We start from the raw sequence: 12,199 nt of genomic DNA, 5'->3' as shown, positions 1-12,199 counted from the left end.
TTCGGCCGACTCGCGCGCTGCGTTTCCTTGCGCCTGGCCGCCGCCCTTCGGTTTCAGGAAGACAATGGCCGACCTCGACACCTTGGACATGCTCACCAAACTGACCGCAGACGGCTGCCCGCTGGGCGATGTCATCACACTTGCGACCGAGCTTGGCGCGCAGGGGCAGCCCGCCATCGCAGATCAGGCCTACAAGATCTGGATCCAGTTCAACGCCGAGCATCCTCAACTCTGCGTCGCCCTGTTCAATCGGTCCGTGCTGCAGGCGGCGCTCGGGGACAGCGCGGGGGCGGCGGCTTCGCTTGAGCGTGCGATCGCCATCCACCCGGACTTCATGCCCGCCTATGTGAACCTCGGCGGGATACAGGAGCGGGCGGGACTCACCGAACTGGCGATCGCGACGTGGGAGGCCGGGGCCAATCGCCCGATCATCCTCAATGGTGTCGGCGCAGGCTACGCGTTCACCTGCCTCAAGCAGATCGCGCGCCTGCTGGGCGAGATGCATCAACCCGCCCGGGCCGAGCTTGCCCTGCAACGCGCCGCGGACATCGATCCGCACGCCATGGACGTCATCGGCCAACTTGTCGCCAATCGTCTGGCGCAGTGCAAATGGCCCGCTGTCCAGCCGACCGAGCGTTTGAGCCGCGCGACCCTGCTCACCGGCGTAAATCCGCTGTCGGTCGCGGCCTATTCAGACGACCCGCTCTTGCAGCTCGGGGCCGCCAACCGCTTTATCGAGCGCGAAGCCAAGACCTCCGCCGAGCAGATCCGAAGTGACCGCCGCGATGCGTCCATCGACCTGGCGGGGCGTCGTCCAAGGATCGGCTACATCTCATCCGACCTGCGGGACCACGCCGTCGGTTATCTTATGGCCGAGCTTTTCGAGGTCCATGACAAGTCGAAGGTCGAGGTCTTCGCCTACTACTGCGGACCCGAGTCCAGCGACGGTCTCAACACCCGCATCCGGGCGGCGGCGGAGCATTTCATCGACATCCGGCCGATGAGCGACGACGAGGCCGCACAGCGGATCGTCGACGACGGGATCGACATCCTGGTCGATGTGAACGGTCATACCCGCGACGCCCGCACGGCCGTCTTCGCGCGGCGGCCCGCGCCGATCATCGTCAACTGGCTGGGCTATCCGGGCACGATGGGCAGTGACTATCACCACTACATCATCGCCGATCCGTGGATCATCCCGCCTGAGATGGAGCTCTACTACTCCGAAGCCGTTCGCCGGATACCCTGCTACCAGCCCAATGACCGTCGGCGGATCGTGGCCAGCGAGGTCCCGAGGCGGACAGAGGCGGGCTTGCCTGAAGACGGCTTTGTCTTCTGCTGCTTCAACGGCACGCAGAAGATCACTCCCCACGTCTTCGACCGTTGGATGGAGATCCTCAAGCGCACGCCGGGCAGCGTGCTTTGGCTGCTCGACAGCAATCCAGAGACCAACGCCCGCCTGCGCGACGTCGCCGAGGCGCGGGGCGTCGACAGGCAGCGCCTGATCTTCGCACCGAAGATGCAGAACGCCTTCCACCTGGCCCGCTACCGGCTCGCCGACCTGTTCCTGGACACGACGCCGTATGGCGCTCACACCACGGCCTCGGACGCCCTATGGATGGCGGTGCCGGTCCTGACCTGGTCGGGCCGCTCGTTCGCCTCGCGGGTCTGCGGCAGCCTGGTGCGCAGCGCCGGCCTGCCCGAACTGGTCGTCGACAGTGCGCAGGCCTATGTCGAAAAGGCCGTCGAGATCGGCTCTGATCGCGCTCGCGCTCTGGCCCTACGCGCGACGCTGGAGGCCAATCGCGACACCTGCGTCCTGTTCGACATGGACCTGTTGGCGGACAAGCTGGAGACGCTCTACGGCGAGATGATCGCCGAGCATCAGGCTGGCCTTCGCCCCCGACCCAACCTTGCCAATCTAGCGACCTATCTGGACGTGGGGCTCTTGCTCGATCGCGATGATCGCGAAGCGCAGAGCGAGCCGGATCTCCACGGCGTCTATCGTCGCGAGCTGGCGCGCCGCCACGCCGTCAAGGCCATGGCCCCCGACGGTCGACTCTGGGAAGGCGAGGGCCGGTGAATCGCGAGCAACTGCAGGCCCTCAAGCTGGATGGCTATGCGCCGCGTACGATGCTCGACATCGGCGCCCACATCGGCAGCTTCACGCGCGGCTTCCTGCAGGTGTTTCCGGACTGCACGCCGACGCTGGTCGAGCCCAATCCGTTTTGCGAGGCTGATCTCGCGGCCATGCCCTTCGAACGGCACATGGTCGCCGCCTCGCGCGAGAACGGCGAGGCCGAGCTGTTCCTGACCAAGGAGTGGCTACAGTCGACCGGCACATCGCTCTATCGCGAGAACACGGACTTCTTTCGCGACGACGTGATGATCCGGCGGGTGGTGCCCAAGGCGCGGCTGGACGACCTTCTGGCGGGCCGCCGCTTCGATTTCGTCAAGATCGACACCCAGGGCGCGGAGCTGGACGTCCTGCACGGCGGCGAGACCATCCTGCGCCAAGCCGACTACATCCTGCTCGAAATCTCGGTGGTCAACTTTAACGAGGGCGCGCCGCCGGCCGAGCTGGTGTTCGAGCAGCTTCGCCTGATGGGGTTCGTGCCGGCCGATGTCACCGACTTCCACCGTCTGCGCGGCGTGCGGGATGGCGGGCTGCTGCAGCTGGATTTCCTGTTCCAACGTCGGGCGGCGCGGCCCTCGCAGTTTGGCCAGCTCACGGGGCTGAACGCGCTGGGCGAACTGGTCGCCCACCTGCGGGGGCGCAAGGCTCAGGATCCGAGCTTCCGGGTTCTGCTGATCGGCGGTGGTCCGCTAGGTTGGCCGGAGGATCTGCGCGACGCCACGCTCGGCGGTTTCTCGGGAGCGCATGCGGGCGATCTCTCCGACCCGGACACGTATCGCGCCCTGCTGGCGCAGGTGGCGCGAGAGGGGCGCTTCGACTACGCGGTCGCCCCGCATGTCCTCCAGACCCTCGCCCGTCCCTCGATTCTGCTGGAGCGTCTGCCCCTGATCGCCGAAGCCGGCTGGATCACGACGCCCTCGCGCTATCTCGAAGTTCTGCAGGTCGAGGGCGCGCATCGCGGTTTCGCTCACCACCGGTGGGGCGTGGACAATGACCAGGGCGTCCTCGTCATGGCGCCCAAGACACTGCTCGTCGAGCGCATGACCTTTCCGGGCGAAGCGCAGTGGAGACTGGCGACCGACCGCTTCGAACTCCAGGTCGGCTGGCGCGGCGGGCTGCGCTACGAGATCCTGGCAGGGGAGGGCGTCCTCCCGGCCCAGGAGGCGGCCAGGGCGCTGCTTGGGCGCTTCTTCGAGGGCGTGAGCGCTGAGGACACGGCGGTTGTCCCCGAGGTTGAGCCGCCGCTCAATGTCGCGGCCGAGTTGGCCAAGGCTATGGGCGCCGCAAGGGACACCAATTCCGGCCTGCATCCTCTTGGGCGCATGAAATACTATCATGACGCCGTCAGCCTGATCCTCTGCGAGCCGTTGACCACAGAGCGCCTGGGGCTTTTCGAAGCGTTGCTAGACGAGGCGGCGGCGCTGCAGGTCGAGCCGCCGTCGCCGGAATGGCGCGACTGGGTGATCCACTATCGAGTGGTCATGGAGGCGCTGACGAGCGCCGAGCTGGACGCGCCCACGCCTCAGGCGATCGATGATGGACCCCAGACCTTCCTGACCGGCGACGGCCTCACGCTCGACGCTGCGGGGCTGAAGGCGCACGCCGACGCGCTGGGAGCGCAGGTCTTATTTTTCGCCGCCGCCGACGCGCGTTATGTTGAGCTCTATGCGCGCTGGCTGGCCTTGTCGGTCATCAAACACAGCGATGTGCCGTTCCTGGTCGTGATCCATGTGATCGGCGGCGCCGAGCGTCTCGCGGACGCCGCCGCAACCGTCAGCGTGAGCGATACTCGCCTCATCTTCACCGGCGACGCCTTCGACGCCTCGGCGGTCACCACCCGGTGCTATGAAGCGCCGCCCAAGGGGCTGATCGAGATCCCCGTCGCGCACTATCAGTCAGTGCGTTTTCAGCGTCTGGGCGGATTGCTCGATCTGCTGCAGAGGCCCGTATTCGTCTCCGACATCGACCTTTTGCTGCAGCGGGGCGTCGAGGACCTGCTGGATCAGTGGCGTGACGCCGACTTCGTTCTCAACGAGAACGAGCGCAACACCCAGGCGGGCTCGCGCATCACGGCCAACCTGCTCTTGGCGCGCCCCACGCCAGCGACGACGATCATGCTGCGCTGGCTGCGCGCCTATCTCGATGAGCGCCTTTCGCGAGAGACGGTCACCCGCTGGATTGACCAGGTCGCCTTGAATCTCGCGCGTCATCATCTGGCGCTGCAGGTCCCGACCGCGAAGATCGGCGCCTTCGACACCCTCAGCGACATCAACAACGTGATGTTCAGCGAGTACGTGCCGGGCCATCCGTTCCGCTTCCTGTCGCTGTATCACGGCTTCGATACGTCGACGCTGGAGGAGTAGGGCGCTCAGAACGCGACGCGGGCCCGCATCAGGATGGCGTCGCCGGATCGGGCCCAAAGATCCGCGCCGTCGTCTGTCCGGCGCCCTTCCACCGTGACCGTCTCGCCGGCGAAGGCGGGCTTCAGCGCCCGGAACGAGAAACGGCTGATCGCTTGGCGGGGCATGGCGTCCAGCAGCAGCAAAGCGATCAATGGGCCATGCACGACCAGGCCCGGATAGCCCTCGACCTGCGTCGCATAGGTCTGGTCGTAGTGGATGCGATGGCTGTTGGACGTGGCCGCTGAAAAGGCGAACAGCAACACCGGATCGGTAGCGTTGTCCTGGTGCCACTCGGCCGCCGCGGGTGGAGCGTCGTCCGCCACCCGCGGCGCTGGTGGCGCGCTGGTGTAGACGAGGGTCTGCCGCTCGGCCACACACACCACGCCCGCCTGGGACATCTGGCGATCGACGGTGACGAAGGTGAGGGGACCGCTGGCGCCCGGCTTTTCCTCGATATTAGCGATCGTCTCGGTGAGCTCGGTCTCCGCGCCCGCCGCCAGGACGCCGGAGAACCTCATATCGGCCGAGGCGAACATCCGGCGCGGCGCTTCGATCGGTGGCAGAAACAAGCCTCGACGCGGGTGACCATCGGGGCCCAGATCCGCGCGTGACACGGGTTCGGCCAGGCAGGCCCAATGCCAAGCCGGTGTAACTTCAGTGGGCGCGTCCCGGTTCAGCAGCGCGGCCAGCCTCGCGAGGTCCGAGGCCTCCAGCACGGCGGTCCTGCGGCGGGTTCTCCCGATCCAGTCCGCGTACGACGTCATCAGTAGGAGCGCGGCAGGCCAAGCACGTGCTCGGCGACATAGGCCAGGATCAGGTTCGTCGAGATCGGGGCCACCTGATAGAGGCGCGTCTCGCGGAACTTGCGCTCGATGTCGTACTCCTCAGCGAAGCCAAAGCCGCCGTGGGTCTGCAGGCACGTGTCGGCCGCCGCCCACGAGGCCTCGGAGGCCAGCATCTTGCCGATATTGGCCTGTTCGCCGCAGGGCTGGCCAGCGTCATAGCGCGCGGCGGCGTCATAGATGGTCAGCCGCGCGGCGTGGGTCTGGGCGTAGGCGCGGGCGATCGGGAACTGCACGCCTTGGTTCTGGCCGATCGGGCGTCCGAACACCACGCGGCTGTTGGCGTAGTCGCGGGCCTTGCCGATCAGCCAGGCGGCGTCGCCCAGGCACTCGGCCCCGATCAGGATGCGCTCGGCGTTCATGCCGTCGAGGATGTAGCGGAAGCCTTTGCCTTCCTCGCCGATCAGGCTGTCGGCGGGGATCACGAGATTGTCGAAGAACACCTCGGTCGTGGCGTGGTTCAGCATGGTGGCGATCGGCTTGATCGTCAGGCCCTTGCCGAGCGCCGCGCGCATGTCGACCAGGAACACCGAAAGGCCGTCCGCCTTGCGCGTCACCTGGTCCTTGGGGGTGGTGCGAGCCAACAGCACCATCAGGTCGGAGTGCTCGGCTCGGCTGGTCCAGACCTTCTGGCCGTTGATCACATAGGTGTCGCCCTCGCGGCGGGCGAAGGTCGAAATCGAGGTCGTGTCGGTGCCGGCCGTGGGCTCGGTGACGCCGAAGGCCTGCAGCCGGATCGAACCGTCGGCGATGCGGGGCAGCCAGGTTTCCTTCTGCGCTGTCGAGCCATGCCGCAGCACAGTCCCCATCGTGTACATCTGGGCGTGGAGGGCTGCGGCGTTGCCGCCGCTGGCGTGGACTTCTTCCAGGATCGCCGCCGCCGCCGTCAGGCCAAGTCCGCCGCCGCCGTATTCCTCCGGGATCAGAACGCCAAGGAGGCCCGCCTTCGTCATCGCCGCCACGAAGTCGGTCGGATAGGCCTTTTCACGATCCAGCCCCCGCCAATAGGACGGAGGGAAGTCGCGGCACAGGGCCCGCACCGTGTGGCGCAGGGCCTCGATCAGTTCCGGATCGGCCAGGGACATCAGACGCGCTCGAACGCCAAGGCCGCGCCCTGGCCAACGCCAATGCAGAGGGTGGCGAGACCCCGCTTGCCGCCAGTGGCTTCCAGCTGGCGCAGTCCGGTGAGCACCAGGCGAGCGCCCGATGCGCCCAGCGGATGGCCCAGAGCGATGGCGCCGCCATTGGCGTTCACGTGCGCGCCGTCGTCGGGCAGGCCTAGCTGGCGCAAGACCGCCAGCCCCTGGGCGGCGAAGGCTTCGTTCAGCTCGACCGCGTCGAAGTCGCCGATCGAGAGGCCGGTTTTGGCCAGGAGCTTGCGGACGGCGGGAACTGGGCCGATGCCCATCACGCGCGGCTCGACGCCGGCGGTGGCGTAGCCGGTGATCCGGGCGCGCGGCGTCAGGCCATGGCGCTTCACCGCGTCCTCGGAGGCGATGATCAGGGCCACCGCACCGTCATTGACGCCCGAGGCGTTGCCGGCCGTGACCGTGCCGCCCTCGCGAACGATCGGCTTCAGCTTGGCCAGGGCCTCCATCGTGGTCTCGCGCGGGTGTTCGTCGCGATCCACGAGCGTCGGACCCGCCTTGCCAGGGATCTCGACGGGCGTGATCTCGCCGGCCAGGAAGCCGCTTGCCTGGGCGGCTGCGGCGCGGGCTTGGCTGCGCAGCGCGAAGGCGTCCTGGTCCTGGCGGTTGACGCCGCAGTCGTCAGCGACGTTCTCAGCCGTCTCGGGCATAGAGTCGACGCCGTAGAGCTTGCGCATGGCGGGGTTGATGAAGCGCCAGCCAATGGTGGTGTCGAAGATCTCGGCGTTGCGGGAGAAGGCGCTATCGGCCTTGCCCATCACGAACGGCGCGCGGCTCATGCTCTCGACCCCGCCGGCGAAGACGAGATCGTTGTGACCCGAGGCGATGGCGCGGGCGGCGTAGCCGACGGCCTCCAGGCCCGAGGCGCAGAGGCGGTTTACCGTTACCCCGGGAACCGAGACGGGATAGCCAGCCAGCAGCAGCGCCATGCGGGCGACATTGCGGTTGTCTTCGCCGGCCTGATTGGCGCTGCCCAGCACCACCTCGTCGATCGCAGCGAGGTCGAGGTTCGGGTTCCGGGCGGCCAGGGCCTTCAGCGGGATCGCCGCGAGGTCGTCCGCGCGCACCTTCGAGAGCGACCCGCCGTAGCGACCGATCGGGGTGCGGATCCCGTCACAGATATAGGCGGCGGTCATGCGAGCTCTCCCATCATCGCGATCAAACACTTGTTAGATGCGCGAGGTCGGAGCCTCAATGGTTTTCGGGAGCAGGGGCGGAGCAGCACCATTCAGGGCCCTGTCAATTTCCGCAAGCGGCGGCGCTCGGCCGCTTGCGCGGCCTCATCCAACCTACTGATTTTTAGAGAGAATGGTGGGTGTACAAGGATTCGAACCTTGGACCCGCTGATTAAGAGTCAGGAGATCGTCATTGTTTTTCCACGGAATTTTTCCCAACAGGTACTTTTCCGGCTGTAAGATAATCAAAGGGTTACATCGAAATTCCCAACCGTCGGGAGCGAGCAACCATTAGCGTGGTCGAGGGGCCTCGATCGCTCTGGTGGAAAGGGGGGGGGGCACTCCATTTGCGCTGGCTCGGAAAGGCCCTGCCCCTCGCTGAGAGGGAGTGCTTTGCAGCAGTTCGCTGAGTTAAAGCTGGACGTAAGTTGCCGCAACAATGGGTGCGACCAGCATGGTTAGAGTTGCGGATGCCGTGTGCCTGTACCTGGAGACATGGCCCGCAGAGTGAACCTGTGGGCCATTGCTAGGCTAACTCGGAGAAGGGGAGGGCGGTGCCGATCGGCGGGTCCTATTTCTGTCCAACGCCACCGCTCACGATCATGAGGGCCTCATCTCGAGGCGGACGTTGAAAGTCGCTGCTTTCAGGTAGGTTCTTCGGCGCGTTGATTTAAGAGCATTGAGGGGCAATCGTATTCCTGGGAGAGCGATATATTATTTTCGAATAAGCTGTCTAAATTTTTAAATATAAGATTATAATAAAGATTATTATCAATTTTAATTGATTATTGCTCTTGAAATCCCAAGCAGGTCTTAACTATATCAATTGCTCTAGTATTTTGCAGTTTATAAATGTAATTTATATTTTATATTTTATGAATATTATATTGAATATATAAGAATATGCCCAACATTATATGCATTTTGGGTTTCCGCTGTATGCGAAAATGAGTTGATTTACTGGTTATTAACCACACCTGTTAGCCAAGGCGGCAAAACGTGGTTCGCTATTTTCGCCGGAACGAGATGTTCGATCGCCTTGCGGGCATGGTCGTGGCCTTTGATGAACCGTCATCCAGCGAAATGGTTCGCGCAACGCATTGCGCCTTTCTTTAGCCGGCGACGACGGCCATCCATTAGATCGCAAAATTAAATGAGAGCCAGAGGTTATGGTGCGGTGTATTGACGCGATTGAAGTGGAGCCACCCTCAAAATGGGGACCTATATTTGATAGGCATCAAATCAAGATCTTATTAGTGATGTGGAGTTAACCTAAAGTCTCAGTTGTACTCGGATCGAGTAGCGATCGATTTGCGTTTACGAATGTTAAGATTTTGAGCTCTAGTCTCTCTGTACTCTTCTGGACCCACCGGGAAAGCTGAGAGGTAGGGGCGCTCAAATGGGCTTTGCGAGTTTTAAGACGCGTCGGACGGTCGCCGAACTGCAGGCCCAAAACCGCGCGTTTCAGGCTTTGACTAACGCGATCGATCGTTCGCAGGCGCGAGTGGAGTTCGATCTGTCAGGCAACCTGATCGATGCCAACGAAAACTTCCTCGCCACCATGGGATACAGCCTGTCGGAGATCAAAGGCCGGCACCACAGCCTTTTTGTAGATCCAGACTACGCCCGAAGCGCAGCCTACGCGGAATTCTGGCGCCGCCTGAGCGCGGGGGAGTTCTTCGCGGACAAATTCCAGCGTGTCGGCGCGGGCGGTCGCGATGTGTGGATCCAGGGCTCCTACAACCCGATCTTCGATGAGAGCGGCAAGCCCTATAAGATCATCAAGTTCGCCAATGACATCACCGCTGTTGAAACAGAGCGCCTTGAAAACGAAGCAATCCGCCGGAAAGCCGAGGAGGATGACCACGTCGTTTCAACGCTTGCAGATTGCCTGCAAAAGCTAGCGTCTGGCGATCTCACGGCTGAAATCGCAATCGATTTCGGAGGAAAATACGAGGCCATCAAGCGTGATTACAACACCGCCTTGGCAAGTTTGCGCCAGGTCATCGCTGCTGTAGCCGGATCGACGGACGCAATGACCAACGGCTCCGCCGAAATCGCTGCGGCCTCCCAGGACCTGTCGCGCCGGACAGAGCAGCAGGCTGCGGGTCTGGAGCAAACCGCTGCGGCGCTGGATGAAATCACCGCAACCGTAAAGCGGAGCGCAGAGGGGGCGCTTCAGGCGGCGAAGACGACCTCTGATGTTAAGGCTGAGGCGGTGAGGTCCGGCGAAGTCATGGCGCGGGCGGTATCTGCCATGGCGGCCATCGAGCGTAGTTCCGGAGAGATCAATCAGATCATTGGCGTGATTGATGAGATCGCCTTCCAGACTAACCTGTTGGCGTTGAATGCTGGCGTTGAGGCCGCTCGCGCAGGTGAGTCTGGTCGCGGCTTCGCTGTTGTTGCTCAAGAAGTTCGCGCCTTGGCGCAGCGATCTGCTGATGCGGCCAAAGAAATCAAGAAGCTCATCGCCACCAGCGCTTCTCAGGTTTCCCAGGGTGTCGGCCTGGTTGGCGAAACCGGAGCTGCGCTTTCAGGCATGGTCGGTAAAATTGCTGAGATCAACAACTTGATCGAAGTGATAGCTAGATCAAACCAGGAACAATCCACAGGCATTAGTGAAGTCAATATAGCCGTCAATCAGATGGATCAGGTCACCCAACAGAACGCGGCCATGGTGGAGCAGGCCACTGCGGCTGCCGCCAGTCTAAGTCACGAGGCTCAGGGCCTGGCCCGACAGGTCGGTCACTTCAAAATCGGTCGCAACGCGCAGGGGGCGCTGGAGGGTCGCCCTTACGTTCAGTCCAGGCCGACATCGGCGCCTTCAAGACTTGTGTCGAATGGTGGCGCGAGGGCCGACTGGCGCGAGTTCTGAAGACGCGAGGGGCGCCAGTTGGGAAATTGAGCGGCGCGCCCAATCCCGCCAATCTAAAAACTCATGGGTTCAGTTAAATCCAACAGCGCCGCAGCTTGACTGCGGCTTAGTCATCATGCGCCTGAGTTCTGCTTTGGCAGGAGGGCTTCCAGACCGCTAAGAACGGCTGCTCGGGTTTCGATATCTCTATCCTGATCCGCGAGCGCCTTTAGCGTGTTGATGAAAAGTGCGCCGATTTCTTTGGAGCATTTCCCATGTCGCGCGCGGTCAATGTACGCGCAGAGCAGACGCGCGGCGCGCAGGAGGTGGGCGTCAGCTTCGGAGTCGCAAAGTCCAATGATCCCGGCGCTGGCCTCATGAAGCGCTTCCCAGTCCGAGACTGACGGCTCTTCCAAGGCTCTCCACTCTCCCATCCAGGCAAGGCTTTGGCCAATCGCCGTCAAGTGAGCGTCCCGGTTTGCGCCCTGGGCAGCTTTTGCTTGGCTCAGCGCCGTTCGAGCATGGAGGCCGCCCTCCATTTTCACAAGCTGGCTTAGCCGAGGAGCTTGGCGGATCGTGCGTATAGCGCTCAAGGTGTCACCCTCTGAGGTGTGATCAGGCTGTCGAGTTCATTTTCGCTGAGATTTGCGCCGGCGATCGCGCCGACCTCCGCGGGGAGGTCGTCCTTCCTCCGTCCTTCGGTCGCGCCAGGCGGACCCTGGTGCTTCCAGCGCCGGTCCGGTCCTGCATAGGTGTCGCCAATAACGAACGGGCGCGGATCTTTTGTAATGTAAAAGATCCGCTCCAGAAGGGTTTGCGGGCTCACCGGTTTGGCAATGATGTAGTTTGCCCCGCAGTCTCTACCAGCAGCCACCTGAGACTCGCGCACGTGCGCTGAGACGATGATTGCCGGCGTGATCCGTTCCTGGTCACTGGGGCGATTTCGAAGCCACCGCACCAGTTCATAGCCATCGCACTCCGGCATCGAGCCATCGGTGATCAGGAGATCGAACTGCTGCTTTGCCAGCGCCGCCTTTGCCTCGACGCCGTCATTTACCGCGACGATCTCGCGGGCGCCAAAAGCTTGCAGCATGTCTTGAATAATATTTCTCGCATTCTCGTTGTCATCAGCGATCAATATTCTCGCATTTTCGAGATTAATTTTGTTACTGTCGAGCATATGCGATATTCCGCCCTAGTCGTGCAAAATGCTGAAATATCTTTAGGCGCGAGGCGATGGAAATTGGTTTCTCTTCTGTTTCCGATTGCATTTGATGGCCTCCGGCGCGATTGGAACTTGAAAATCAACGCCGGTTTCAAAACCAATTCCGATCTTTGTTGATTGACTTGAAAGTAAGCCGCAGGGGCATTTTTGGCACTTCAGGTGTCGATATTACAGCAGGCGTCATTGGTCGTCATCCATCTGTCGAGCAAAGCTTCTCAATAACGGCTCAGCTTTTGCCCAAATTGGGGATTGGGTGGAAATTCATCCACTCACGTCCAATGCTGCTGACCGGTCGCTGGCGAGCGCCATCGGCCAGGCCCGCTCATTTGGCGACGGATTGTGACGTGACCCCCGTTTCTCATCCAGCGATAACGAGAGTCCTGGGTTGATTTGAGCCTTGGTGTTGGTGGGTGGCA

The 12,199-nt window shown here is 62.6% G+C and carries 8 protein-coding genes; 3 read left to right on the top strand and 5 right to left on the bottom strand.

The features are described 5' to 3' along the window. Positions 1–64 precede the first annotated feature (64 nt). Both ACT53N_RS17925 and ACT53N_RS17920 read left to right on the top strand, forming a co-directional pair. Entirely contained in the window at positions 65–2,083 is a 2,019-nt protein-coding gene (locus tag ACT53N_RS17925; protein WP_476065152.1) for an O-linked N-acetylglucosamine transferase, SPINDLY family protein, read from the top strand. Beyond that, a complete protein-coding gene (locus tag ACT53N_RS17920) occupies positions 2,062–4,500 on the top strand; it encodes an FkbM family methyltransferase (RefSeq protein ID WP_476065252.1) in 2,439 nt (812 codons plus the stop codon). Before ACT53N_RS17925 ends, ACT53N_RS17920 begins: the two co-directional genes overlap by 22 nt. 5 nt (positions 4,501–4,505) lie before the next feature. Here ACT53N_RS17920 and ACT53N_RS17915 read toward each other — a convergent pair whose 3' ends face one another. Genes ACT53N_RS17915 through pcaF form a run of 3 tightly spaced genes read right to left on the bottom strand, consistent with a single transcriptional unit; the run spans position 4,506 to position 7,665 of the window. Next, positions 4,506–5,303 carry an HTD2 family dehydratase gene (locus tag ACT53N_RS17915; protein WP_476065151.1) on the bottom strand — a complete coding sequence of 266 codons (798 nt, stop codon included), beginning with the start codon at positions 5,301–5,303 and terminating at the stop codon, positions 4,506–4,508. Then, complete coding sequence (locus ACT53N_RS17910) at positions 5,303–6,466, bottom strand: acyl-CoA dehydrogenase family protein (RefSeq protein ID WP_476065150.1); 1,164 nt, start codon at positions 6,464–6,466, stop codon at positions 5,303–5,305. Before ACT53N_RS17910 ends, ACT53N_RS17915 begins: the two co-directional genes overlap by 1 nt. Continuing rightward, a complete protein-coding gene (pcaF, locus tag ACT53N_RS17905) occupies positions 6,466–7,665 on the bottom strand; it encodes a 3-oxoadipyl-CoA thiolase (protein ID WP_476065149.1) in 1,200 nt (399 codons plus the stop codon). The genes ACT53N_RS17910 and pcaF overlap by 1 nt, the downstream gene beginning before the upstream one ends. Before the next feature lie 1,438 nt (positions 7,666–9,103). Between pcaF and ACT53N_RS17900 the strand changes: the two genes are divergently transcribed. Beyond that, positions 9,104–10,579, top strand: a complete 1,476-nt coding sequence (locus ACT53N_RS17900; protein WP_476065148.1) for a methyl-accepting chemotaxis protein — start codon at positions 9,104–9,106, stop codon at positions 10,577–10,579. Positions 10,580–10,692: 113 nt separating this feature from the next. On the opposite strand, the gene ACT53N_RS17895 is transcribed toward ACT53N_RS17900, so the two are convergent. Then, on the bottom strand, positions 10,693–11,022 hold the full coding sequence (locus ACT53N_RS17895; protein WP_476065147.1) for a hypothetical protein: 330 nt from the start codon (positions 11,020–11,022) through the stop codon (positions 10,693–10,695). A gap of 125 nt (positions 11,023–11,147) precedes the next feature. Continuing rightward, positions 11,148–11,738 (bottom strand): response regulator, encoded by a 591-nt coding sequence (locus ACT53N_RS17890; protein ID WP_476065146.1) that lies wholly within the window; start codon positions 11,736–11,738, stop codon positions 11,148–11,150. Positions 11,739–12,199: the final 461 nt, after the last annotated feature.

The organism is Caulobacter sp. DMC95 (assembly GCF_056313785.1).
The sequence above is the reverse complement of the archived record's forward strand: the minus strand, read 5'-3'. Positions and strand labels throughout refer to the sequence as shown.